We start from the raw sequence: 25,286 nt of genomic DNA on the forward strand, positions 1-25,286 counted from the left end.
GGGATTAATAAATATGACTTCTAATCAATTAATGACGGAAGTGACGCATACCTGTGAATACCATTGCGATACCAGCTTCATCAGCAGCAGCAATCGTTTCTTCATCACGCATAGAACCACCCGGTTGAATGATACATTTAATGCCTGCTTTAGCAGCGTTATCAATACCATCACGGAATGGGAAGAATGCGTCAGATGCCATAACAGCACCTTCAACCACTAGGCCTGCATGTTCAGCTTTAATTGCAGCAATACGCGCTGAGTTTACACGGCTCATTTGACCTGCGCCAACACCAATGGTCTGACGACCTTTAGCATAGACAATCGCATTTGATTTCACGTATTTTGCAACTTTCCAAGCAAAAATCATGTCATCAATTTCAGCTTCAGTTGGTGCAACTTTGGTCACCACTTTAAGGTCATCTTTGGTGATCATGCCTAAGTCTTGGTCTTGAACCAATAAACCGCCATTCACACGTTTGTAGTCAAGTTGAGTTTGACGCGCATCAATTGCAGGGAGTTCGCCACAGACCAGTACACGTACGTTTTTCTTCGCACCAGTCACTTCAAGTACGCCTTCAGCGATACTTGGCGCAATAATCACTTCAACGAATTGACGGTCTACAATGGCTTGAGCCGTTGCAACGTCTAATTCACGGTTGAATGCAATGATGCCACCAAATGCAGATTCAGGATCTGTTGCATAAGCCAAGTCATAAGCCGCAGCAATGCCATCTAAAGACACAGCAACGCCACATGGGTTTGCGTGTTTTACAATCACACATGCAGGTTTAGCAAAAGATTTCACGCATTCAAGCGCTGCATCGGTATCTGCAATGTTGTTATACGATAATTCTTTACCTTGCAATTGTTTCGCAGTTGAAACAGAAGCTTCAGTTGCAGTGCTTTCAACATAGAATGCAGCAGACTGATGTGGGTTTTCACCGTAACGTAAATCTTGTGCTTTATTTAATTGTGTATTGAAAGTACGTGCAAATTTGTCAGCAGAACCATCTTCTTTACCGACGCGAGCGCCTAAGTAAGATGCGATCATGCCGTCATATTGTGCAGTATGTTCAAATGCTTTAACCGCAAGGTCAAAACGAGTGGCATGAGACAATGCACCGTCTGCTTTAAGTTCTGCAATTACTGTGTCGTAATCAGATGCATTAACCACAATACCCACAGAGGCATGGTTTTTTGCAGCAGCACGAACCATTGTAGGACCGCCGATATCGATGTTTTCAATCGCATCTGCTAGTGAACAGTTTGGTTTCGCAACAGTTGCCGCGAATGGATAAAGATTCACAACCACTAAATCGATTGCATCGATGTTGTGTTCAGCCATTACAGCTTCGTCTAGACCACGGCGAGCTAAGATGCCACCATGAATTTTTGGATGAAGTGTTTTAACACGACCATCCATCATTTCTGGGAACCCAGTGTGCTCTGAAACTTCCACTACAGCGATATTGTTGTCTTTAAGCAACTTATATGTACCGCCAGTAGATAAAATTTCTACCCCAAGAGCCACGAGGTTTTTAGCAAATTCAACGATCCCTGATTTATCAGATACAGAGATTAAAGCGCGTTTAATAGTCATGATTTTCGTCAACAATATTAAAGGTCTAGATTAAAACAATAGGCAAAACGTAAGATAAAAAAAATGCCCACGGTAGCCGTGAGCATTTTATCATTTATTCACTCATTAAACCGTGAGCTTTTAACTTTTTGCGTAAAGTGCCACGGTTAAGTCCGAGAATCTCGGCAGCGCGTGTCTGGTTGCCGCGAGTATATTCAAGCACTACAGATAAAAGAGGTTTCTCCATTTCTGCTAGCACCATGTCGTAAACTTGAGATGGCTGCTCACCTTGCAATTGTGCAAAATAGTGGCGAACTGCGCGATCTACGTGAATACGAAGAGCGACATCAGATTGTGCAGTAAAAATAGGAGATTTGCTATTCATGCGAATTAATCCGAAAAATCAAATATCACTTGGGTAAAGCGATATATAAAAGTGGTCTATAAAATTAAATGAACTCCGTTTTAGATCCTAAAGCGGAGTTCTAAAACTTGAACATTTAGCATGCCACAAACCAACGGAATGGTCGAAATTTAAGCGTAACAATAGTTAAATATTTGTTACCGACCAAAATCAAAACAAAAAAATCTGCTCAATACGCTATATATAGATAAAGCGCATTTTGCTAAATTGTATTTGTTGTGAAAAATAGCGAGGAGTTTGCGGCACAAAGCTTTCGTGGCGCGTATGATAGCATTGTCTCAGAAAAAGTGAGCAAGAAAACTGCATTTTTTTTACATTTTTTTGTTTTTTTTAATAGTTTTTTTCAATCTTAAGGAGAAATTATTTCTAAACTGTAGGTGTCGAAGCTTTTGCGAGACACAGGAAGGCTAAACTTAAATTTAAAAGGACTATTCTGTGGGATGCGGTGGATGCCCGCAAGACTGCTAATCAGGTATTCGGAAGGTTGCAAAGAATAAGAAGATATAATTTCTCCATTATCTTTTAAGTTCACTTTGATGATTGGAAGGGCCAAACTTTTAGAATGGTAATTGATGAGCTCACCCGTAAACTGGGTTTCTTTTTTGGAAATTTGTTTTAGTTTTACTTTATTGGTCGAAATAAGACGATAATTCTGATCCAACATCGAGCAATTAAATGCCTGACATACTGTATTAAATAGGGCACTTGCTGCTGGACTATTGTTTAAAATTTTAGGGTTGAACCAGAAAAATTGGAAAACAAGTAAACTAATTAAACAAATATTAACCACAATCCAGAGCACATAGTGCCAAGCATTCGATTTACTTTCTTGTTCTGACTTGTCAGCCCAATTAAGTGCAGGGTAGTTTCCAATCGGTTCTGTACTAAAATAATTTAAGTTATTGAGATAGGTTTTTAAATCAATATTTGAGTTTTCTACTTTACGATCAAAAATATCTAATAGATGTTGTTCTGATTGTGGGGCATCTATAAGTGGCTCTGTTATTTCTATGGCTTGGGTTGGACTTGCTGAAGGAATAGAGAGCGTAGTAGAGCAAGGTTCTTCTTTGTCTACTACAAGATGTGTTAATGCATTAAAATTGGTTGAGCATTTGGCACAACAAACCATGCCCCGAGCAACTGTGAGTTGAGCCACTGAGACTTTATACTTGGTAAAACAGTTAGGGCAGTAGGTTTGTTTTTCGCTCATAGTCTATTCAAAATTTGAATGGGTATTTTGGCGTTTCCCCGAAATACGGCACCAATGTTGTTCACGTTTTTCAACGTCTAGTATATCAAAAAAACTTGAATAAACATTAGAAACATCAGCTACTTGCTCTTCTAATATGCCTGCAAGTGCGAACTCTCCCTCAGATTTAATCAAAGTTGCGAATTCAGGCGCAAGAGCCATTAAAGGGCCAGCAAGAATATTTGCGACAAAAACATCTGCTTTTTGATCTTTTAACTCGACATTGAACTCTTCTGGCAACCCGACATATAAGTTGTCGAGTACACCATTTAATTCAGCATTTTGTTTGGTTGCAAGAATGGCTTGTGGGTCAATATCGGTTGCATAGACTTTTTTAGCACCGAGCAGTAGTGCAGCAACCCCTAAAATGCCAGAGCCACAACCATAATCGATCACAACTTTATTTTTCACATCGGTTTTACCTAACCATTGTAGGCATAAGAAAGTACTGGCATGGTTGCCTGTACCAAATGCTAGACCCGGATCAAGCTTGATATTGACTGCATCTGCTTCAGGTGCTTCCATCCACTCAGGAACAATCCAATATTTTTCAGCAATTTGAATCGGTTCATAGGCATCCATCCAAGTACGTTCCCATTCTTGGTCTTCAAGGAATTCATAGCGTACTGGTGCTTCGGGCATTTGTGCCGTAATAAATGTGAGTAAAGCATTCACATCAATTTCTTCGTCATCTTCTTGGGCATAAATACCTGTCACAATGACTTTATTCCAAAGCGGAGTTTCGCCTGGAAGTGGTTCAAGTAAGTCCTGATTTTCAGCATCATCTAAAGTTACACTGACAGCACCGAGTGAACTTAATAATGTTTCAGTAAAATCGACTTGCGCTTGTTCAACCGTAATATGAATTTGTAACCACTTCACAGAGATAACCTAAAATTGTCTTTTCTAAAGTCAGCATTGTATCGAACTGATGCAATAACAGCTACCTATTCATGCAGTAGAGCAAGAAAAGGATGCGCTGTGGCATCCTGAGATTAAGTTGTGGTTGTTCTAAGTCGCAGGTTCACGAAGAATCTCTACCTTGGGTTGCGGCGCGAATTTATTTAACAACATGCCAAATACGGCTGCAAATACATACATAAAAATAGAATACACCGCAGCTGGCATTGCAACTGTAGAGCTTGCCATGACGGTAAGAGCAATGGTCATCGCAAGGGTGCTATTGTGAATGCCAATTTCAAATGCACATGCACGTGCTTGTGCACTATTGATACCCAATAATCGTGGTACGAAATAACCGATTAATAGGCTACATAAACAGAATAAAACAGTGGCTAAACCTACTTGCGCTAAATATTCTAAAATTTGATGACGCTCTTTGGTGATGGCACCAATAATAATTAAGATCAGAAAACTCACCGCAAAAATACGCAGGGGTTTATTTAGTTTTTCGGTAAAGTGCGGTGCGTAGTGTCGAATCAACATACCAATACCAACAGGAATGATGATGATCGCAAATACTTGTAAAATTTTACTGAATTGTAAGCTAATTTCTTGCCCATCATTGATAAAATGCTGAATAGCAAAATTAACAATCAAAGGTAGGGTGAAAGCAGCAATGACTGAATTGATTGCGGTTAAAGTAATATTAAGCGCAATGTCACCTTTAAAGAGGTAACTAAATAAGTTGGCTGTACTACCACCCGGTGATGCTGCAAGGAGCATTAAACCAACAGCAAGCAGAGGTGGAAGCGCTAAAACTTTACAAATGATAAAAGCAATACTGACCAAAATCACCAATTGGCAGAATAATGCAATTAAAACCGCCTTAGGTTGCTTTGTTACGCGGGTGAAATCTTTGGGTGTGAGTTCTAGTCCTAAACCAATCATGATGATGGCAAGTGCTAAGGGTAATAAGATGGTGATAATTCCTGAATCCATTCAAAATCTCCGATCTAGAGTTGGTTTTATTTGATTAAGATTAATTTTTTTCTACTGATTGTTATAAATTGAATAAGAGTTGTATAGCTGATAAATAAAAAATATGGAATAGCCCGTATGAATTTTGCGCTGGCTTCGGTTGCTCATGATTTGTCTATTTTGATCAAGTGTGTGGAGTGCTTAAGTCTGATCAAGATTGTTCATCTTATATGGAAGGAGAGGTTTTAAGCACTTCTGTAACTTCAATGCATAGTGTAGCTATATTAGTCATTAATTGCTTTGGGGGTTTTCTTGCTTAATGGTAAGTGGGCTTCTTGTTAAAATATAACCAAACAAAAATGCAAAAGCGTACATGAAAATAGAGTAAATGCCTGCGGGTATGGCGATGGTGCTATTGGATAAAACTGAAAGTGCGATAGTGAGTGCAATAGTGGTGTTGTGAATGCCTATTTCAAAGGTACATGCACGCGCCTGTTGGTCGGGAATTCCGGCGAGGAGAGGTAATAAATAACCCACCAATAAGCTGATAAAACAAAAAAGAGCCGTTGCAATGCCAATGTCGGCAAAATATTCGATGACGTTAGATTGTTCCTTATATAATGCAAAGCAGAAAATAAAAATTAAAAAACAAACAGACAATAATCGCATTGGTTTTTTAAGTTGCAATGCAATCGTCGGTATAGCTGAGCGAATGAGCATCCCTAAGCACACAGGGATAAAAATGATTAAAAAGACCTGAGTGATTTTTGTAATCGGCATGCCAATTTTTTGATGATCGCCTAAAAAATAGTGAATCGATAAATTGACAATAAAAGGTAGGGTAAATGTGCAAATAATCGAGTTAATAGCCGTGAGGGTAATATTTAATGCAACATCGCCCTTATAAATGTAGCTAATTAAATTTGCAGTCGGCCCACCCGGTGAGGCAGCCAGTAGCATTAAACCCACAGCTAAAAGGGGCGGTAGTTGTAAAAAAATGCAAATTAAAAAAGCAATAAAAACTAAAATAACCAGTTGGGCGAATAAAGCTAAAAAAATAGCCTTTGGATAGTATTGGATCCGTAGAAAATCTTTCGGTGTCAGTTCCAGCCCTAATCCAGTCATCATGATGGCAAGTGCTATTGGTAAAAAAAATGTGAATAGCCCTGAATCCATGAAACATCCTTTTTATATTTTTATTCCTTAATATTCTGTGAGTTTAAACAAGTTCTTTTAATAAGCAATAAAGGAAGTGGGCAAAGAAATAATTTTTTTGCCCACTTTTTTGACTTGGTTAACGAAATCATAATAATCTGATTATTTAGGCCGTGGTGCAGTAAATCCTAAAGCACATTTACCTTTGATTTCATGCCCTTCAATATTCATCGAGGTTGCATTTGTATCACTGTGGCAAATAGAATTTAACTCTGCTTCGTCACCTTTTAGCATCACTTTTTTGGAAGAAGGGAAAAATTGCGGTTCGCAAGTACCATTCCAGATAATGCCTCGGTAAGCAAAGCTGACTTGATCGCCTTGCATTTTGCCTTTACAAACCTGTTGGTACGTTTTCGCATTATAAGTTGTTTCAACTTTATCATTGGCCTGCGTGGTAAGAGGGGTGAGACAAAGACTACAGAGTATTGCGGAGAAGAAAATATTTTTATTCATCACTTATACCTTTGTTTGTCGTGTACTAACTTACAGGTTATAAAACACTCAAAATAAAACAATGCGATTCAAGTAAATTTTGCAGATTAAATGTTTTATTTATATGTAACTCTGCAAAGCATGATTACATTTAATTTTTTGATGTGCTGTACCTGAATACGCTGGTCACGCTTAAAATTGACTGAATTTGTCAACTTATCTTGTTCAGTTTTGATATAATACTCCGTCATTCTTTTTTATCTCTCAAACCATTATGCATTATCCTAAAGTTTACGATGTCATTGTTATCGGTGGCGGTCACGCAGGTACCGAAGCAGCGCTTGCTGCGGCGCGTATGGGTCGACAGACATTACTCTTAACTCACAACATTGAGACTTTAGGGCAGATGAGCTGTAATCCTGCCATCGGTGGTATTGGTAAATCACACTTAGTACGTGAAATTGATGCTTTAGGCGGTGCAATGGCATTGGCTGCCGACAAAAGTGGTATTCAATTCCGTATTTTAAATTCACGTAAAGGTGCTGCGGTTCGTGCAACACGTGCGCAAGCTGACCGTGTGCGTTTTAAAGCAGCCATTCGTGAAACATTAGAAAATCAAGCCAACTTAGATATTTTTCAACAATCAGCAGATGATTTGATTGTTGAGGGTGATACCGTTAAAGGCGTTGTGACGCAAATGGGGATTCGCTTTGATGCGAAAACCGTGGTTCTAACTACGGGTACATTTTTGGGCGGCGTGATTCACGTCGGACTCGAAAAATCGAGTGGTGGTCGTGCGGGTGATCCGCCATCTATTTCATTGGCAGCGCGTTTACGTGAGTTGAATTTACCTGTTGGTCGTTTAAAAACGGGGACACCACCACGTATTGATGCACGTTCAGTGGACTTCTCAGTAATGACACCACAGCCAGGTGATTTCCCATCGCCAACCATGTCCTTTATGGGCGATGCTTCGATGCATCCTGAACAGGTGAATTGCTATATCACCCATACCAATGAACGGACGCATGAAATCATTCGTGGTGGTTTAGACCGTTCACCAATGTACACTGGTGTGATTGAAGGTGTGGGGCCACGTTATTGTCCATCGATTGAAGATAAAATTCATAAATTTGCCGATAAAAATTCGCATCAAGTATTTCTTGAACCAGAAGGTTTGGAAACACATGAGCTTTATCCAAATGGTATTTCGACGTCGTTACCGTTTGATGTTCAGTTTGAATTGGTACGTTCAATTCGTGGTATGGAGAATGCCCATATTCTTCGTCCGGGTTATGCAATTGAGTATGATTATTTCAATCCACAAGCATTGAAATTCTCTTTAGAAACCAAAGCCATTAATAACCTGTATTTTGCCGGTCAAATTAACGGTACGACGGGTTATGAAGAAGCGGGTGCGCAAGGTTTACTTGCCGGCTTGAATGCGGCACGTCGTGCGTGGGATCAGGAACAATGGACACCAAAACGTGATGAAGCGTATATGGGTGTGTTGGTTGATGACTTGATTACATTGGGGACGAAAGAACCGTACCGTATGTTTACCTCACGTGCGGAATACCGTTTGATGTTGCGTGAAGACAATGCGGATCAACGTTTAACGGCGATGGGTCGTGAACTTGGTTTGGTTGATGATACGCGTTGGGCGGCTTACTGTGAAAAAATGGAAGCAGTCGAAAAAGAAACCAGTCGTTTACAACATTTATGGGCTGCGCCAAATAATCCAATGGGTAAAAAATTCGTTGAGATGACGGGTGCAGATCTTTCTAAAGAATGTTCTGCGATTGATTTGTTAAAACGTCCAAATATCAATTTTGCTCAGATTGCAGAACTCACAGGTTCTGAAGTTACGCCATTTGTGGGTGAGCAAATTGAAATTGCAGTGAAATATGCGGGCTATATTAACCGTCAACATGAAGATGTTGCACAGTTAAAACGTCTAGAGGACACGAAAATTCCAGTAGATTTCGATTATGACATCGTGTCTGGTTTATCGCGTGAAATTACATTGAAATTGAAAGATGTACGACCTGAAACTTTAGCGCAAGCAAGCCGTATTCCGGGTGTGACACCTGCTGCGGTACAGCTAGTCATGATTACCATTCGTAAGAATGCGCAAGCTAAAAAGTCGGCTTAAAGTTTAAACACATGGAAAAGTCCGCTTTATGCGGGCTTTTTTTTGGTAAAATTTGTGCGGGGAAAATATACAATAAAAAATAAGGTGAGCTAATGTCATTATATTATGAAAGTGGGGAAGAGATACGCGCGGGTGATATTGTTATCTGGTTAAATCAAAGTGGTGAGTTTTATCAATTTGATCAAGCCATTATGAAAGTTTGGGAGGTTGCTAAAACCAATGATGGGGAGTTGGTTGGGGTGAATTTAATGCCACCACAAGCTGAATCTCCTATGCAAATGCTGAGAGCTTTGGTTCGACCAAATGATCCTGAGTCGTCTTCTGACATTGTGAAAATGAAAGATGTTCCAGGGCTCTATACCATTACACGATGGTTTTTACCCTTGGAGCAAGTATCTAAAAGTTTGGGCTTGATAGCACGTATTGATTATTTTGCTGAACATGAAACAGGGCATGGCGAATTGATTCGTCAAATAATTCAGAAGAAAGCAGAACAGTATCATGGCATTTATCAATATTATTTGGCAGATCAAGCTTATCAACAACGTGACTTTCAACGCTATATTGATTTACTACGTCAATCTGCACAATCAGGATATAGTCCTGCGATGTGTCAGTTAGCACAGCAATTGTTTATTGGTGGAATTTTACAAAAAAGTCTGGAAGGAAGCTTTAACTGGTATCGAGAAGCTGCATCCAAAATGGATAGCATTGCGCTATATCAGTTGGCAGGATGTTATGCACGAGGACATGGCACGGGACAAGATTTACAAAAAAGTTTGCAGCTCTTGCAACAATCATCTGAACAGGGTTGTTGGGCAGCGGCATTAGGACTTGCAGCCTATTATCGTTTTGGTTGGTTAACCTGTTTCTTGGTCAATTCAGTTTATGCGAATTATGGTGTGGTGAGCGACCATGTGATTCATCCGGGGCGGGCATTCTATCTGTATCATCGAATTGCATCTCAAGCTCCTGAAACTGAAAAAGTAGTTTTAGCTAATGCTTACTATCATTTAGCTTGGATGTATCAAGATGGAATTGGGACAAAGCGTGATTACGAGCAATGCGTATATTGGTATCAAAAATCTGCTGATTTAGGTAATTCAGTTGCAATCAATAATTTGGCAGATAAATATGAGCATGGTTTAGGTGTACCGCTTGATTTAGATATGGCAATTGGACTGTATCAAGAAGTAGCAGGGCAGGTAATAGCAGCAGATTTAAGCTTAGGCCGTATGTATTTAGAGGGGCGAGGTGTTGAGCGAGATTTAGCATCTGCCCGAAAACATTTAAATGTTGTACTAGATGCACGTATTGAAGGTATAGATGCAATGCAGGCGGAAGCGATGCAACTGCTTGCATCCTTTACCGAAGATAGCCCACTGCAACAGGCACAACAGATCCTTAAAAATGCGCGTGATTATTCGATTGAACAAATTTCTGAGCAGATTAGAAAAATTGATTCATTTCTGCATATGGATGAAGCCAAACAATTATTCTTCAAATTATTTTTATTGAATGCACAAAAAGGTGAGGCATCTTCACAATATCAAGTTGGTTATTGGTATTTAAATGGTTTCTATACCGAAAAAGATTTAGAAGAAGCAGTCTATTGGATTCAGAAAGCGGCTGATCAGAAAGACCAATATGCTGAATGCAAGATTGCGTATATGTATGAAAATGGACTTTATTTTAACCCAGATTTAGCCCTTGCAGAAAAATGGTATGAGCGCTCATTACGAAAGCCTTCAGCGGCATACACTCCAGAATATATCGCAGGGCAATTAAATCCTGAGTATTTGAAAATGTATGAGCAAATGAATAATGAAGCATTGAGTGGACTTGTTCGTGTTGAACAAAAACGTCCAAAATCTAGCAAATGGCTTTTTTGGAAAAAATAAAAAGCCGATTTCTGCTTTATGAAAGTTATTGACTATAATTGTATAGTTAATAGCTTTCATTTTTTAAGGTATTGTATTTTATCATTTATATTATTTTATAAGAGCTTTTAGCTATCATTTTATAAGGGTTTAGCTCTAAATAGATGAATCATTTAAAAATTAGATGGAATGAACCCGACCATTGTCGTGCTATTTCTATACAAAATTTGATTTCACAATACTTGAGCAAATTACTTGGTCATGTAATTTGCTAATTATTGATGGAGATCGATCATGGCACAAACACACACAGGGAAACTACAAAAATTCTTAACGATATTTTTGTGTTTTTGGGTCGCATTTTTTGAAGGTTTTGATCTTCAAGCACCGGGTATTGCAGCTAAAGGAATTGCAGCGACATTCGGTTTGGATCAAGTTCAAATGGGATATGTTTTTAGTTTGGGTGTATTTGGAATGCTGTTTGGAGCATTCTTTGGTGGGCGTATTGCGGATTATTTCGGGCAGAAGAAAGTCTTGATGCTTTCTATTGCTATTTTTGGCGTCTTTATGTCTTTGACAGCATTGGCACCAAGTGCTGAAACTTTATATGCTGCCCGCTTTTTTACCGGTTTAGGGCTTGGCGCTGCAATGCCAACCATGATTTCAGTCGTGGGTGATGAAGCAACTGAAGCGAATCGGGGTAAATTAAATAGCTTGATGTATTGTGGGTTACCTGTTGGTGCAATCTTTGTTGCGAGCCTTGCAATATTTTTACCTGAAGTCAAATGGCAAACTTTATTTTTGATTGGCGGTTTAACGCCGTTAGTATTAATACCATTGATGGCGATGATTCTTAAGGATAAGCCAAAAGCGGTTGTTGTCGAGAAAGCAGCTATAGAAGCTGTGCCAAATATGGCGCAAGTATTGTTTAAAAAACACCAATATAAAAATACATTACCACTTTGGGTGGGCTTCTTCTTTACCTTGATGATTAATTATATTTTGATTAGTTGGTTACCTAATTTATTGATGGAACAAGGTTTGGAAAAGCCACAAGCCTTTATGGTCATGCTGGTGTTTCAAGTCGGTGCAGTGATTGGTACGTTGGCTTTGGGTTATTTGTTGGATCGCTTAAAACTTTGGCAAATGGCTATAATTATCTATGGTGGTTTATTTGTTGCGTTAGTTTTATTGTTCACGACAACGACTATTCCTGTATTAATTTTAGCAGGTGTGATGGGTGGTATTTTCTCTACAGGCGGTCAGTCCATTCTTTATGGTATTTCACCCATCTTCTATTCAGGAATGGGGAAAGTAACAGGCGTGGGAAGTGCAATTTCTTTGGGGCGTTTAGGTGCAATGACAGGGCCTTTGTTAACTGGGAAAATTTTGGTATTAGGATTGGGCACGACCGGTATTTTAATCGCGAGTTTGCCTGCTGTGGTCATTTCAGCGGTTGCTGTAACTGCGCTATCGCGTTATAAATCGACTTACAAGTAGCTTAAACGAGAAAAAAGAGAATCGAAAGATTCTCTTTTTTTGCACTTTTATTTAAAAAATAGAGAAATCTAAATTATTTGCTAAACTATAAAGATAGAAAAACTGATTTATTTTTATGACTTATCAATTGATTCAACTCTCTATTCACGCAACAGATAATATTTCTTGTCCACATTGCCAGCAGGACGTTATTAATTGGGCTGAAGAGCAATATGTTCAGCCATGTGAACATACTTTATTTATTGCCATGGATGTGGGTTTTGAATATATGACCGATGAGTTTGAGCAGACCATGCCGCGATCTGTGGATGATCTACATGCTCATGATGATCAGGTGAATATGTTTGCAGAAATCACCCAATCTACCTATCTTAATTATTTGATTGTTAAATCAGATTTGGGAATAGAAGGGTATTTTCGCTATGTGGGTTTTACTGCATAAAATGGCATGAGATTGGATTAAAAAAAGCTCCCGAAGGAGCTTTTATTTTGACTAGAGCCATAGAAATTAACTTTCTATAATTTCTTCTTCAACATCATCATCGACAGTGTCCATGCCCAATTCTTTTAGCTTACGGGTTAAAGTATTACGACCCCAGCCTAAAAGTTCAGCAGCATGGCGTTTACGTCCACGTGTTTGTTGTAAAGCTGCTGTAATTAAAGTGCGTTCAAACATAGGCGTTGCAATGTCAAGAATCTTCATTTCGCCATTTTTAAGCTTTTGTATAGCCCATTGGCCTAATAACTCATCCCAATGATGTAGTGAAACACGATCAAAAGTACTATTGGGTTGAGCTTCATCACTAGAACGCTGAATTGGAATTTGTTTTAATTCAGAAGGTAGGTCTTCAGGGTAGACCTCACGTCCAGTAATCATGACCGTTAGCCAACGGCAAGTATTTTCAAGCTGACGCACATTCCCTTGCCAAGGCAGTTGTTGCATATATTCTTGGGTTTCTGGACGTAAAATTTTAGGATTCACGCCTAATTCTTTACCAGCACGAGCCAAGAAGTGTTGCGCCAACATTGGAATGTCTTCGCTACGATGTGCAAGTTTTGGAATGTGAATACGGATCACATTGAGGCGATGATATAAATCTTCACGGAAGCGTCCATCATGCACCAATTTTTCTAAATCTTGATGGGTTGCAGCAACAATACGCACATCAACTTTGACAGGAATGTGCCCACCGACCCGATAAAATTCACCATCGGCTAAAACGCGAAGTAAACGGGTTTGTGTTTCAAATGGCATATCGCCAATTTCATCTAAAAATAATGTTCCGCCATTGGCTTGTTCAAAACGACCTTGGCGTTGAGAGTTTGCACCGGTAAATGCACCTTTTTCATGTCCGAAAAGTTCAGTTTCAATCAAATCTTTTGGAATGGCTGCCATATTTAAGGCAATAAAAGGTTTGCTGCTACGTGGGGAGTGGCGATGAAGCGCATGTGCAACCAGTTCTTTACCCGTCCCAGATTCACCATTAATCAGTACAGTGATGTGGGATTGCGATAAACGGCCAATTGCTCGGAATACTTCCTGCATAGCAGGAGATTCACCAATGATTTCAGCAGATTGAATCGGAGGCGCGGTTTTGGCAGATTCTTGTTGTTGTAGCTTGGTGATATGTAAGATGGCACGATTGACCAACGCCAAGGCTTCATCAATATCAAAAGGTTTAGGTAAATACTCGAAAGCACCTGTTTGATAACTGGAAACAGCAGATTCTAAATCTGAATGCGCTGTCATAATAATCACAGGGAGATCAGGATGACTGGCTTTCACTTTGCCTAAGAAGGTAAGACCATCAATACCGGGCATGCGAATATCAGTCAAAATGACATCAGGTAAATCGGTGCTCAGTTGATCAAGAGCAGATTGTGCTTCTTCAAAACTGGTAACATCAAAACCTTCTTCTTTGAATGTTTTTTCCAACACCCAGCGCATGGCACGATCATCATCAATTACCCATATTTTATTTCGCGACATGGTTAGACTCCCAAGGTAAATATAAGCTAAATACTGTTTTTCCTGGAACTGACTGACATTCAATCATTCCGCTATGTTGATGCATAATATTTTGTGCAATGCTTAGCCCTAGTCCCGTACCTTTAGCACGTCCTGTGACCAGTGGATAAAACACGGATTCTAAAATTTCTTCTGGCACACCTGGGCCATTGTCTTCAATGTCGATGCGAATAGCAGAGCGTTTTAACACGCCATTAATCGTGACAAGGCGTTGAATGCGTGTGCGTAAAATAAGTTCAGGTTGATGGTCAACAAAGAATTCTTTATTTTCCATCATGGCTTGTACTGCATTGACGCTGATATTCAGCATGACTTGAATGAGTTGATCGCGATCTGCCATTACATCGGGTAATGACAAATCATAGTCACGGGTAATTTTGATTTTCTTTTTGGTTTGATTGGTAATCAGAGAGCGAACACGTTCTAATGGTTCATGCACATTAACCAGTTCATAACTTGGTAATTGGCGAGATCCGAGCATGGTGTCGGCCAAATTACGTAAGCGATCGACTTCACTAATAATAATGTCGGTAAATTCTGCATATTGTGGATCGTTCAAACTGCGTGCAAGCAGTTGCGTTGCACCACGAATACCGCCTAAAGGATTTTTAATTTCGTGCGCCACACCGCGAATCAATTGTCTTGCAACTTGATGTTGTTGAATTAGGTTTTCTTCTTTAGAAATTTTCAGCATCCGATCAATCGGATTGAGTTCGATCAGGAGCAGTGGGTGATACGGTTTTTGAGCATTAATTTGTGAGACGGTATAATCCACATGAATATCTTTAAAGTTCACACTAATAGTTGCTTCACGACGGGTATAAGGTTGTCCTGTGATGAACGTATTTAATAATGCTTCTTGGGTATTGAATTCATCATTCGGCATATGTAATAAATTTAAAACAGGTTGACCTGAAGCACGCAGCAAACTAATGTCAAATAATGATTCACAAGAAGAATTTAAATAAAAAATATTAAGGTGACGATCGACCAGCAAAATGGCTGTGGTTAAGTTGTCCACTAAAAGGCGGTAGTCGATAGCGACGGGTTGATCCATTAGCGAAGGCATCCTGTATTAAAATAGCGCAATGGCATCTGCACTTCTTGTCATTTCTCCCTATTCTGGGACATTCAACGAGTTAAACGTTGTCGAAATAAAGCAAAATGCACGCCAACTTTAAGTATTTATCTAAATAAAAATTCTGCCGCAATAAAAGTGTGCTTTTTTGTTCTTTGATTGCAGAAACTCAGAACATAGTAAAGGAATTAAAAATATTAGTGAACCAAAATGGTGCGCATAAAATATTTGGTAAAAAATCGGATGTATTTTGGTGCGTTATACAAAGAGTCGGCTTTCTGTCTGTTTTTATGATTCGAAAAGACATACAATACGCGCATTATAGTGGAGTGCAGATTCATGAAGTCCCCCAAAGTCGGTTTCGTTTCTTTAGGTTGTCCTAAGGCATTGGTAGATTCTGAACGAATTTTAACTCAGTTGAAGACTGAAGGTTATGATGTAGCATCGGATTATGATGGTGCTGATTTGGTTGTTGTTAATACTTGTGGTTTTATTGAATCTGCAGTACAAGAATCTCTAGATGCAATTGGCGAAGCCATGAGCTCAAATGGCCGTGTCATTGTGACAGGTTGTTTGGGTAAAGATGAAGAAAAAATTCGCAAAATGCACCCGAATGTCCTTAAGGTGACAGGTGCAGCAGCATATCAAGAAGTGATGGAGGCCGTACATCAGTACGTACCTGAACCACCAAAGCATAATCCGTTTATTGATCTTGTTCCTGAACAAGGGATTCGTTTAACGCCAAAACATTATGCTTATTTGAAAATATCAGAAGGCTGCAACCATCGTTGTACGTTCTGTATTATTCCAAGTATGCGTGGTGATTTGGTTTCACGTCCTGTGGGTTCGGTTTTAAGCGAAGCACAAGCGTTGAAAAAAGCCGGTGTTCAAGAAGTCTTGGTGATTTCACAAGATACATCAGCTTATGGCCTAGACACCAAATACAAATTGGATTTTTGGAACGGTCAGCCGGTTAAAACCAAATTCTATGACATGTGTGAAGCACTTGGTCAGTTGGGTATCTGGGTGCGTTTACATTATGTCTATCCATATCCACATGTGGATGCAGTGATTGACTTAATGGCACAAGGTAAAATCCTGCCATATTTAGACATTCCTTTTCAACACGCCAGTCCGCGCATCTTAAAATTGATGAAGCGACCAGCTCATAGTGAAAATACTCTTGAACGTCTGAAATTGTGGCGTGAAAAATGTCCAGAATTGGTGATTCGTTCAACATTCGTGGTCGGTTTCCCGGGTGAAACTGAGGAAGACTTCCAAGTTCTACTTGAATGGCTCAAAGAAGCTCAGCTTGATCGTGTAGGTTGCTTTACCTATTCGCCTGTAGAAGGTGCGACAGCAAATGACTTGCCAGATCATGTGCCTGAAGAAATCAAGCAAGATCGTTATGAGCGTTTTATGGAAGTTCAGCAGGCTATTTCTGCTGCGAAACTACAAAAACGTATTGGTCAAACCATGACTGTGCTGGTTGATGATCTAGATGAAGAATTCCCAGTGGCGATTGCACGTTCTTATGCAGATGCACCTGAAATTGATGGCAATGTTTTTGTAGAAGATATTGATAAGAGCTTAATTAAATCGGGTGATTTACTTGAAGTCAAAATTACGGATGCAGATGAATATGATTTATATGCCAAGCTCATTCAGATTAAATCAGCTTAAAAAAGATACGAATAAAGTTTTAGATATTTGAAAATTCGGAGATTCCCTAATGTTGGACTCAAAAAAGCCTCGTTACGAACGTATTTTACTCAAACTTTCTGGTGAAGCATTGGCTGGAAATAAAGACATGGGGATTGATGCACAAGTGCTTGATCAAATGTCTTTGGCGATTGCACACTTAGTTGGTTTGGGTGTTCAAGTGGGTATCGTGGTTGGTGGTGGTAACTTATACCGCGGTAGCCAATTGCAAAAAGATGGTTTGGTTGGCCGTGTAACAGGCGATCAAATGGGTATGCTTGCGACTGTGATGAATGGTTTGGCTTTGCGTGATGCTTTGGTACGCCGTAACATTAAAACACGTTTAATGTCTGCTTTACCGATTGGTGCTGTGGTTGAATCTTATTCAAGCCGTGATGCAATTCGCCATTTAACTCAAGGTGAAGTGTGCGTATTTGTTGCGGGTACAGGTAATCCATTCTTTACGACGGATACAGCAGCTTGCTTACGTGGTATTGAAATCGAAGCGAACTTGATCTTAAAAGCCACCAAAGTTGATGGTGTTTATAATAAAGATCCAAGTAAATACGATGATGCTGTGAAATATGACAAATTAACTTTCGATCAAGTACTTGATGAAAAATTAGGTATTATGGATTTAACGGCAATTTGCTTGTGCCGCGATCATAATGTGCCACTTCAAGTGTTTGATATGAACAAATCTGGTTCATTGCTTTCAGTGGTTATGGGTGAAAAAGAAGGGACTCACGTTACGAATTAATGTACGTGAGCCTGAAAGCTCTTTATACTACACACTATTTAGTAATTACATCTCTTAGAATTAAGTAAGGAAGATCATATGATTAACGATCTTAAAAAAGACAGCGAAGACCGCATGAATAAGACTCTAGAGTCTCTAGAGCACGGTTTTGCCAAAGTTCGTACAGGTCGTGCGCACCCATCTATTTTAAATGGTGTGATGGTTTCTTACTATGGCTCTGATGTTCCACTGAACCAAGTGGCAAACGTTGGTCTTGAAGATTCACGTACATTGTTGGTACAACCATTTGAACGTTCAATGGTATCTGCAATTGATAAAGCGATTCGTGAAGCAGGTTTGGGTCTTAACCCGATTACTGCGGATGCGATTCGTGTACCAATGGCTGCGCTGACTGAAGAAACGCGTCGTGATATGCAAAAAGTTGCGCGTACTGAAGCTGAAAATGCCAAAGTTGCGATTCGTAACATTCGTCGTGATGTATTGGGTGATATCAAAGCATTATTGAAAGAAAAAGAAATTTCTGAAGATGATGATCGCCGTGCATCAGACGACATTCAAAAAATCACCGATAAATTCGTTGCTGAAGTAGAAAAGCGTTTAGCTGCGAAAGAAGCTGAATTGATGAAGGTTTAAGATTTAATGACCGCATCAGAAGATAGCTTGCTTCTTCCAAAACATGTTGCCATCATCATGGATGGCAACAATCGTTTTGCTAAAAAGATGCAAATGCAAAAAGGTGATGGACACCGTGAAGGTAAAAATGTCCTCGATCCGATTGTTGAACACTGTAGAAAAAATCAAATTCAAGCGTTAACTGTTTTCGCATTCTCTAGCGAAAATTGGAACCGTCCCCAATTTGAGGTTGATTTACTCATGGTATTGTTAGAAGAAACAATCCTAGAGCAATTGCCTCGAATGGAAAAATTTAATATTGCTTTACGTTTTATTGGTGATCGTTCTCGTTTATCTTCACATTTACGTGAGTTAATGTTGCAAGCTGAACAAAGGACTGCTAAGTTCGACAGCATGACGTTGACCATTGCGATCAGTTATGGTGGCATGTGGGATATGGCGCAGGCTGCAAAGCAAATTGCAGCGGATGCTGTGGCAAAAAAAATCGCTATTGAAGATATAAATGTTGAGTTGTTTGGGCAACATGTCAGTATGGCAGATTTACCAGCTGTCGATCTATTGATTCGTACAGGTGGTGATTTTCGTTTGTCGAATTTTTTACTTTGGCAAGCAGCATATGCTGAACTGTATTTTACCCAAACCTTATGGCCTGAGTTTACTGTTGAGGAATTCGATGATGCGTTAGCAGTTTTTGCTGGGCGTGAACGTCGTTTTGGGAAAACTTCAGAGCAAATCCAACAAGAGAAAAATTGAGAATTAATACATGTTAGAGCGGATTATAACCGCATTGGTATTGGTAGCAGTCGTACTCAGTTGTATGTTTGCTACACAGTCTCAGTATCCAATGTTTATGCTGATGATTGTTGCAGCAGGGGTTGCAGGGTATGAGTGGTTTAAGCTTATGCCAAGAAAAAATAAAAATTCTGTGAAACTCCTAGCTTGGGTTTATGGTATTGCAACTGCGGCTTTAGCAACTTTGGCATTATATTTTAATGATATTGCTTTGTTGCTTTGGGCAGCTTCTATTTTATGTTGGATTTTAAGTATCTTTTGGGTCAAATCGTATCCCGATTATGATGGCTGGTACAATCCAAGCTTAAAAATTATTGGATTTGTTTTAATTTCTGCTGCGGTTACCGCAATTTTTTCTGTATGGCATAGTTCACCATGGTGGCTCATGTACCTATTTTTATTGGTATGGGGGGCAGACAGCGGTGCTTATTTTGTCGGACGTAAATTAGGAAAGAAAAAACTTGCACCAGATGTGAGTCCAAATAAATCGGTTGAAGGTTTATATGGGGGTATTTTTACAGCAATGCTGATTGTTGTTGCTGTAGAGGTTCTTTATTTAGACTTAACGATCGCTCAACATATTCTGTTTTTAATTTTATCTGTGGTTACTGTCTTTAGTTCTGTTTTAGGTGATTTGTTCGAATCTATGATCAAGCGTCGTGCAGGAATTAAAGATTCAGGTCGTATTCTACCGGGACATGGTGGAGTACTTGATCGTATTGATTCATTGCTTGCTGCGGCTCCAATTTTTGCTGCTGGCATGTATGTTTTAAAACTTATTGGTGTAAATTTATAGATGTCGCAATCTGTTTGTATATTGGGTGTAACGGGTTCCATTGGTCAAAGCACCTTAAAAATTTTGCAGCAGCATTCTGAAAAGTATTCTGTATTTGCAGTCACGGCACATAGTCGAATTTTAGAACTTGTTGAAATATGCAAACAGTATCGACCGAAAATTGCGGTTGTTCCAGCAAATAAAGTTGTCGAACTGCAACAACATTTTCAAAAACAAAATTTGAATCATATTGAAATTCTGACCGATGAGGCCGGCCTAATTGCTGTTGCTGAACATGCAGATGTCGATGTGGTCATGGCTGCGATTGTGGGTGCGGCAGGTTTATTGCCAACACTTGCTGCGGTGAAAGCGGGTAAGCGGGTCTTGCTTGCAAATAAAGAAGCCTTGGTGATGTCTGGCGATCTCATGATGCAGGCTGCACTTGACTACAATGCTCAATTGCTTCCTGTTGATTCTGAACATAATGCTATTTTTCAATGTTTGCCTGAAGGGTATTTTCAGGCAGAGCGCAATGGACAGCCGAAGCAGGGTGTATCGCGAATTCTATTGACCGCTTCTGGTGGTCCATTTCTCAACCATAGTCTTGAACAATTACAAAATGTAACGCCTGCACAGGCTTGTAAGCATCCGAATTGGTCTATGGGGCAAAAAATTTCTGTTGATTCTGCTACCTTAATGAATAAAGGTTTGGAACTGATAGAAGCTTGTCATCTCTTTGCAATTTCAGAACAGTTTGTAACAGTGGTTGTTCATCCGCAGAGTATCATTCACTCTATGGTTCAGTACGTGGATGGTTCGACTTTGGCACAAATGGGTAATCCTGATATGTGTACGCCAATTGCGCATGCACTTGCATGGCCTGAGCGTATTCAGACCCATGTGCCTGCACTGGATCTGTTTATGAATCAGCATTTGGATTTTCAGGAACCGGATACAACGCGTTTCCCTGCATTGAAACTTGCACGACAAGCCATGCAAAGCGGTGGATTAGCTCCTGCAATTTTAAATGCAGCAAATGAAGTTGCTGTTGCCGCATTTTTAAATAAAGCGATTGGTTTTACTGAAATCCCTCAAGTGGTCGAACAGACTTTGAATCAAATTGAAAATGCTGCTGCGGAATCGATAGAGCTTATTTTGCAAGCAGATCGAGTGGCTCGTTCTGCTGCACAGCAAATTGTCATCAATAATGGAAGTTAAAACATGAGTGCCTTGTTTATTATTGTGGCTGCAATCCTTCTGCTCGGGCCGCTCATCGCGATTCATGAGTTTGGACATTATATTGTTGCACGTAAACTCGGCGTCAAAGTTTTAGTCTATTCGATTGGTTTTGGTCCAACTTTACTGAAGTGGACATCTAAAAGGTCTGGCATTCAATATCAGCTTTCGGCATTACCATTTGGTGGTTATGTCAAAATGTTGGATGAACGCGAAGGTAATGTTGCGGAACAGGATTTACCAAAGGCGTTTAATCGACAACATCCTTGGAAGAGAATCGCAATTGTCGCTGCGGGTCCGCTGATTAATTTGGCTTTTGCTGTGGTTTTATTTTGGATTTTGTTTTTACCCTCTCAAGAGCAACTTAATACTCGTGTTGGTAAAGTGTTACCGAATACACCTGCTGCCACAGTTCAAATGAATGTTGGTGATAAAATTACGGCAGTGGATGGTACGCCAGTCACAACGTGGGAAAAGTTGAATTTTGCTCTGGTGGATCGTGTTGGTGAAACAGGTTCAATCGAAGTTCAAGCTGATCGTAATGGTCAAATACAAACGTTTAAATTGCCGATTCAAAATTTCTTAAAGGATCAAAGTCAATCTGCATTAGATAGTCTGGGCTTTATGCCATACCGTCCACCTATTGCTGCTATTGCCACTAAATTGAGTGCGGATGGTGCTGCAATTCGTCAAGGGATGAAAGAAGGCGATAAAATTATTGCGATTGATGGTGTGAAAATGAATGATTGGTTTGATGTGGTTCAAACTGTTCAGGCTGCACCAGAAAAGTTATTAAAAATTGATGTATTACGCCAAAATCAATTGGTGCATTTGCAAATCATGCCACAAGCGAAGCGTGATAATATGGGTAATGTTTCTGGTGTGCTCGGTGTACAAAGTATACCCGGAAAAATAACAATACCAGCAGAATACAAGCAAACGATTCAATATAGTCCAACTGAAGCTTTTGTCATGGCAGTTGATAAAACGGGTCAAATATCAGGTATGATTTTGAACTCGATTGTCAAAATGGTCCGTGGTTTAATTGGTTTGGATAATCTATCTGGGCCTATTACGATTGCTAAGGTTGCAGGACAGAGTGCAGAAATGGGTTGGCAGACCTTTATCTCATTCATGGCTTTAATGAGTGTAAGTTTAGGAATTTTAAATTTATTGCCTATACCCATGCTTGATGGTGGACATTTAGTTTACTATTTTATTGAGCTGATCCGTGGTAAACCTGTTTCTGAACAAATACAATTGGTTGGTTTGAAAATTGGTATGGTACTGCTTGGGAGTATGATGCTCCTTGCATTATTCAATGACTTCATGCGTTTATAAGAACGTGGATACGAAATAAATTAACATCGGAAAAGACAGGCATGCAGCACACACATTTATTTATGCCTTTGGCACTCATCAGTGCAATGGCAGCAGTACAACAAGTATATGCAGCAGATGAATTCATTGTCCGCGATATAAAAATTAACGGGCTTGTTCGTTTAACGCCAACCAATGTCTATGGAATGTTGCCTGTCAATGCTGGTGATCGTGTCAATGATACAACCATTGCAAATGCGATTCGTGCTTTATATGCCACGGGCTTGTTTGATGATATTAAGGCATCTCAAGAAGCGGATGCGCTCATTTTTACAGTGGTTGAACGCCCGCTCATTTCAAAGGTTGAGTTTAAAGGCAATAAGCTCATACCTAAAGAAGCGCTAGAAGAAGGGCTAAAAAAAATGGGTATTGCAGAAGGTGAGGTTTTGAAAAAATCTGCCCTGCAAACCATTGAGACCGAACTTGAACAGCAGTATATGCAGCAAGGTCGTTATGATGCTGATGTTAAAGTTGTTACCACGGCTAAGCCGAATAATCGTGTTGATTTAACCGTTGATTTTGTTGAAGGCAAAGCCGCTAAAGTTGTTGATATCAATATTATTGGTAATACAGTTTTCCAAGAAAGCGAAATTAAACAGGCTTTTGCTGTTAAAGAGAGCGGTTGGAGTTCGATTGTTACACGTAATGATCGCTATGCACGAGAAAAAATGGCAGCCAGCCTAGAAGCTTTACGTGCATTATATTTAAACAAGGGTTATATCAATTTTAATATTACCAATTCAAATTTGAACTTAAGTGAAGATAAAAAGAATATCTTTGTTGAAGTTGCTGTGGAAGAAGGTGAGCAATTTAAGTTTGGTGAAACTAAGTTTTTAGGCGATGCACTGTATAAGCCAGAAGAATTAAAAGCACTAAAAATTTATAAAGATGGTGAGACTTATTCTCAAGAAAAAGTAAATGCAGTCAAACAACTTTTACTTCGTAAATATGGTAATGCAGGTTATTACTATGCTGAAGTAAATATGGTTCCTGAAATTAATAAAGAAACAAAACTGGTTGATTTGAACTATTACATTAATCCGGGGCAACAGGTGACTGTGCGTCGTATTAATTTTATGGGTAATACAAAAACAGCCGATGAAGTTTTACGTCGTGAAATGCGCCAAATGGAAGGTGCTTTAGCAAGCAATGAAAAAATTGACTTGTCTAAAGTTCGTTTAGAGCGTACGGGTTTCTTTAAAACGGTTGATATTAAGCCTGCACGTATTCCAAACGTATCTGATCAGGTTGATTTAAATATCAATGTTGAAGAACAACACTCAGGTACAAGTACACTTGCTGTTGGTTTCTCGCAAAGCGGTGGTGTGACGTTCCAAGCAGGCTTAAGTCAAACTAATTTCTTGGGTACGGGTAATAGTGTCGCGATTGATTTATCACGTTCAGAAACCCAAGATTATTATAATTTAAGTGTGACAGATCCATACTTCACGATCGATGGTGTGCGTCGTGGTTACAACATGTACTACCGTAAAACCAAGTTAAATGATGACTATAACGTCAATAACTATGTGACTGATAGTTTTGGTGGTGGTATTACTTTTGGTTATCCAATTGATGAAAACCAGAGTATTAGTGCAGGTCTAAATATTGACCAAACAGATGTTACAACAGGAGCATATGTTTCTACCTATATTCGAGACTATTTGTTGGCGAATGGCGGTAAGGCTAAAAATTTACGAAAAGATGTTTGTACTGCGAAACTCTATTCACAAGCTGCACTAGATATACTCAATGGTATTCCAAGACCTGCTGATCCACTTGAAGGCTATGATGTTGCAGATAAGTGTTTGGATAATAATCAAAATGCTGTTGATTTAATTGATTTTGAAGATCAGTTTGAAGGTGATTTTTTAACCTATAATTTGAATTTAGGTTGGTCATATAACACATTAAACCGTCCTGTTTTCCCAACTAATGGTATGTCGCATCGTGTAAATGCTGAAATTGCATTACCGGGCAGTGATGTTGAATACCAGAAATTGACATATGATGCCCAAGCCTTCTTGCCATTACCTTATGATTTCGTGCTTCGTGGTTATGGTAAGTTGGGTTATGGTAATGATTTGCCTTTCTATAAAAACTTCTATGCGGGTGGTTTTGGTTCGGTTCGTGGTTATGACAATAGTACCTTGGGTCCTAAATATCCGGCTGTGACGAATAATGAATCGAAAACTAGAGATTATGATCCTGAGGAAGTGGGTGGTAATGCACTAATACAATTTGGTGCGGAACTGGCATTACCTTTACCATTTAAGGGTGATTGGACGCGTCAAGTTCGACCAGTACTTTTTGCTGAAGGTGCACAAGTATTTGATACCCAATGTGATATTCCTAAAGGGATGCTCTATCTAGATGCTGCTAACCCAGCGGTTGATGCTAAAAAATATTGTGAAGATAACTTTGGTTTTGACACTGAAAACATGCGTTATAGCGTAGGTGCTGGCTTTACATGGATTACCATGATTGGTCCACTTTCACTCAGTTATGCATACCCATTAAATGATAAACCGGGTGATAATACTAAAAATATCCAGTTTGAAATCGGTCGTACTTTCTAAGTACG

At 39.4% G+C, this 25,286-nt stretch carries 21 protein-coding genes; 12 read left to right on the top strand and 9 right to left on the bottom strand.

Features of this window, described 5'->3' with window-relative positions; genetic code table 11:
• Window positions 1-28 precede the first annotated feature (28 nt).
• From purH to F994_RS16255, 7 genes are all read right to left on the bottom strand, one after another.
• A complete protein-coding gene (gene purH / locus F994_RS16225; protein WP_004651709.1) occupies window positions 29-1,603 on the bottom strand; it encodes a bifunctional phosphoribosylaminoimidazolecarboxamide formyltransferase/IMP cyclohydrolase in 1,575 nt (524 codons plus the stop codon).
• Between the two features lie 94 nt (window positions 1,604-1,697).
• Window positions 1,698-1,967, bottom strand: coding sequence for a DNA-binding transcriptional regulator Fis (gene fis, locus F994_RS16230; protein ID WP_001086304.1), 270 nt, complete (start codon window positions 1,965-1,967; stop codon window positions 1,698-1,700).
• Window positions 1,968-2,355: 388 nt separating this feature from the next.
• A complete protein-coding gene (locus tag F994_RS16235; RefSeq protein WP_004651711.1) occupies window positions 2,356-3,216 on the bottom strand; it encodes a DUF3426 domain-containing protein in 861 nt (286 codons plus the stop codon).
• 3 nt (window positions 3,217-3,219) lie between these two features.
• Window positions 3,220-4,137: a 50S ribosomal protein L11 methyltransferase gene (gene prmA, locus F994_RS16240; protein WP_004651712.1), complete on the bottom strand. Its 918-nt coding sequence runs from the start codon at window positions 4,135-4,137 to the stop codon at window positions 3,220-3,222.
• 129 nt (window positions 4,138-4,266) lie between these two features.
• A complete protein-coding gene (locus tag F994_RS16245; protein WP_004651713.1) occupies window positions 4,267-5,157 on the bottom strand; it encodes a bile acid:sodium symporter family protein in 891 nt (296 codons plus the stop codon).
• Window positions 5,158-5,427: 270 nt separating this feature from the next.
• A complete protein-coding gene (locus F994_RS16250) occupies window positions 5,428-6,312 on the bottom strand; it encodes a bile acid:sodium symporter family protein (protein ID WP_004651714.1) in 885 nt (294 codons plus the stop codon).
• A 141-nt stretch (window positions 6,313-6,453) separates the two neighbouring features.
• Window positions 6,454-6,804, bottom strand: coding sequence for a hypothetical protein (locus F994_RS16255; protein ID WP_004651715.1), 351 nt, complete (start codon window positions 6,802-6,804; stop codon window positions 6,454-6,456).
• Between the two features lie 253 nt (window positions 6,805-7,057).
• On the opposite strand from F994_RS16255, the gene mnmG reads away from it, so the two are divergent.
• From mnmG to F994_RS16275, 4 genes are all read left to right on the top strand, one after another.
• A complete protein-coding gene (mnmG, locus tag F994_RS16260; protein WP_004651716.1) occupies window positions 7,058-8,938 on the top strand; it encodes a tRNA uridine-5-carboxymethylaminomethyl(34) synthesis enzyme MnmG in 1,881 nt (626 codons plus the stop codon).
• A gap of 92 nt (window positions 8,939-9,030) precedes the next feature.
• Window positions 9,031-10,839, top strand: coding sequence for a tetratricopeptide repeat protein (locus F994_RS16265; protein ID WP_004651717.1), 1,809 nt, complete (start codon window positions 9,031-9,033; stop codon window positions 10,837-10,839).
• 273 nt (window positions 10,840-11,112) lie between these two features.
• Complete coding sequence (gene mhpT, locus F994_RS16270; protein ID WP_004651718.1) at window positions 11,113-12,318, top strand: 3-(3-hydroxy-phenyl)propionate transporter MhpT; 1,206 nt, start codon at window positions 11,113-11,115, stop codon at window positions 12,316-12,318.
• A 115-nt stretch (window positions 12,319-12,433) separates the two neighbouring features.
• The gene (locus F994_RS16275; protein WP_004651719.1) at window positions 12,434-12,760 is read left to right on the top strand and encodes a hypothetical protein; all 327 of its coding nucleotides are present in this window, start codon (window positions 12,434-12,436) and stop codon (window positions 12,758-12,760) included.
• 66 nt (window positions 12,761-12,826) lie between these two features.
• Here the strand turns inward: F994_RS16275 and glnG are convergent, their stop codons facing one another.
• Together glnG and glnL are read right to left on the bottom strand one after the other, a co-directional pair.
• Complete coding sequence (gene glnG / locus F994_RS16280; protein ID WP_004651720.1) at window positions 12,827-14,308, bottom strand: nitrogen regulation protein NR(I); 1,482 nt, start codon at window positions 14,306-14,308, stop codon at window positions 12,827-12,829.
• Window positions 14,295-15,404: a nitrogen regulation protein NR(II) gene (glnL, locus tag F994_RS16285; protein WP_004651721.1), complete on the bottom strand. Its 1,110-nt coding sequence runs from the start codon at window positions 15,402-15,404 to the stop codon at window positions 14,295-14,297. Before glnL ends, glnG begins: the two co-directional genes overlap by 14 nt.
• A gap of 360 nt (window positions 15,405-15,764) precedes the next feature.
• On the opposite strand from glnL, the gene rimO reads away from it, so the two are divergent.
• The 8 genes from rimO to bamA all read left to right on the top strand — a co-directional run bounded on the left by rimO (window position 15,765) and on the right by bamA (window position 25,281).
• Window positions 15,765-17,108, top strand: coding sequence for a 30S ribosomal protein S12 methylthiotransferase RimO (gene rimO / locus F994_RS16290; protein WP_004651723.1), 1,344 nt, complete (start codon window positions 15,765-15,767; stop codon window positions 17,106-17,108).
• A gap of 49 nt (window positions 17,109-17,157) precedes the next feature.
• A complete protein-coding gene (pyrH, locus tag F994_RS16295) occupies window positions 17,158-17,886 on the top strand; it encodes a UMP kinase (protein WP_004651724.1) in 729 nt (242 codons plus the stop codon).
• A gap of 78 nt (window positions 17,887-17,964) precedes the next feature.
• Window positions 17,965-18,519: a ribosome recycling factor gene (gene frr / locus F994_RS16300; protein WP_004651725.1), complete on the top strand. Its 555-nt coding sequence runs from the start codon at window positions 17,965-17,967 to the stop codon at window positions 18,517-18,519.
• A gap of 6 nt (window positions 18,520-18,525) precedes the next feature.
• Entirely contained in the window at window positions 18,526-19,272 is a 747-nt protein-coding gene (gene uppS / locus F994_RS16305; protein WP_004651727.1) for a polyprenyl diphosphate synthase, read from the top strand.
• A gap of 10 nt (window positions 19,273-19,282) precedes the next feature.
• Window positions 19,283-20,107: a phosphatidate cytidylyltransferase gene (locus F994_RS16310; RefSeq protein ID WP_004651728.1), complete on the top strand. Its 825-nt coding sequence runs from the start codon at window positions 19,283-19,285 to the stop codon at window positions 20,105-20,107.
• Entirely contained in the window at window positions 20,108-21,304 is a 1,197-nt protein-coding gene (ispC, locus tag F994_RS16315; RefSeq protein ID WP_004651729.1) for a 1-deoxy-D-xylulose-5-phosphate reductoisomerase, read from the top strand.
• 3 nt (window positions 21,305-21,307) lie between these two features.
• Window positions 21,308-22,663: an RIP metalloprotease RseP gene (gene rseP / locus F994_RS16320; protein ID WP_004651730.1), complete on the top strand. Its 1,356-nt coding sequence runs from the start codon at window positions 21,308-21,310 to the stop codon at window positions 22,661-22,663.
• Between the two features lie 41 nt (window positions 22,664-22,704).
• Window positions 22,705-25,281 (top strand): outer membrane protein assembly factor BamA, encoded by a 2,577-nt coding sequence (gene bamA, locus F994_RS16325; RefSeq protein WP_004651731.1) that lies wholly within the window; start codon window positions 22,705-22,707, stop codon window positions 25,279-25,281.
• Window positions 25,282-25,286 lie beyond the last annotated feature (5 nt).

It is taken from the genome of Acinetobacter bohemicus ANC 3994, assembly GCF_000367925.1.
GTDB lineage: Bacteria > Pseudomonadota > Gammaproteobacteria > Pseudomonadales > Moraxellaceae > Acinetobacter > Acinetobacter bohemicus.

Excerpts from the sequence above, each read along its gene's own strand:
- purH (WP_004651709.1), bottom strand. The coding sequence starts at position 1,603 with ATGACTATTAAACGCGCTTTAATCTCTGTATCTGATAAATCAGGGATC.
- fis (WP_001086304.1), bottom strand. The coding sequence starts at position 1,967 with ATGAATAGCAAATCTCCTATTTTTACTGCACAATCTGATGTCGCTCTT.
- F994_RS16235 (WP_004651711.1), bottom strand. The coding sequence starts at position 3,216 with ATGAGCGAAAAACAAACCTACTGCCCTAACTGTTTTACCAAGTATAAA.
- F994_RS16245 (WP_004651713.1), bottom strand. The coding sequence starts at position 5,157 with ATGGATTCAGGAATTATCACCATCTTATTACCCTTAGCACTTGCCATC.
- F994_RS16250 (WP_004651714.1), bottom strand. The coding sequence starts at position 6,312 with ATGGATTCAGGGCTATTCACATTTTTTTTACCAATAGCACTTGCCATC.
- F994_RS16255 (WP_004651715.1), bottom strand. The coding sequence starts at position 6,804 with ATGAATAAAAATATTTTCTTCTCCGCAATACTCTGTAGTCTTTGTCTC.
- mnmG (WP_004651716.1), top strand. The coding sequence starts at position 7,058 with ATGCATTATCCTAAAGTTTACGATGTCATTGTTATCGGTGGCGGTCAC.
- F994_RS16265 (WP_004651717.1), top strand. The coding sequence starts at position 9,031 with ATGTCATTATATTATGAAAGTGGGGAAGAGATACGCGCGGGTGATATT.
- mhpT (WP_004651718.1), top strand. The coding sequence starts at position 11,113 with ATGGCACAAACACACACAGGGAAACTACAAAAATTCTTAACGATATTT.
- F994_RS16275 (WP_004651719.1), top strand. The coding sequence starts at position 12,434 with ATGACTTATCAATTGATTCAACTCTCTATTCACGCAACAGATAATATT.
- glnG (WP_004651720.1), bottom strand. The coding sequence starts at position 14,308 with ATGTCGCGAAATAAAATATGGGTAATTGATGATGATCGTGCCATGCGC.
- glnL (WP_004651721.1), bottom strand. The coding sequence starts at position 15,404 with ATGGATCAACCCGTCGCTATCGACTACCGCCTTTTAGTGGACAACTTA.
- rimO (WP_004651723.1), top strand. The coding sequence starts at position 15,765 with ATGAAGTCCCCCAAAGTCGGTTTCGTTTCTTTAGGTTGTCCTAAGGCA.
- pyrH (WP_004651724.1), top strand. The coding sequence starts at position 17,158 with ATGTTGGACTCAAAAAAGCCTCGTTACGAACGTATTTTACTCAAACTT.
- frr (WP_004651725.1), top strand. The coding sequence starts at position 17,965 with ATGATTAACGATCTTAAAAAAGACAGCGAAGACCGCATGAATAAGACT.
- uppS (WP_004651727.1), top strand. The coding sequence starts at position 18,526 with ATGACCGCATCAGAAGATAGCTTGCTTCTTCCAAAACATGTTGCCATC.
- F994_RS16310 (WP_004651728.1), top strand. The coding sequence starts at position 19,283 with ATGTTAGAGCGGATTATAACCGCATTGGTATTGGTAGCAGTCGTACTC.
- ispC (WP_004651729.1), top strand. The coding sequence starts at position 20,108 with ATGTCGCAATCTGTTTGTATATTGGGTGTAACGGGTTCCATTGGTCAA.
- rseP (WP_004651730.1), top strand. The coding sequence starts at position 21,308 with ATGAGTGCCTTGTTTATTATTGTGGCTGCAATCCTTCTGCTCGGGCCG.
- bamA (WP_004651731.1), top strand. The coding sequence starts at position 22,705 with ATGCAGCACACACATTTATTTATGCCTTTGGCACTCATCAGTGCAATG.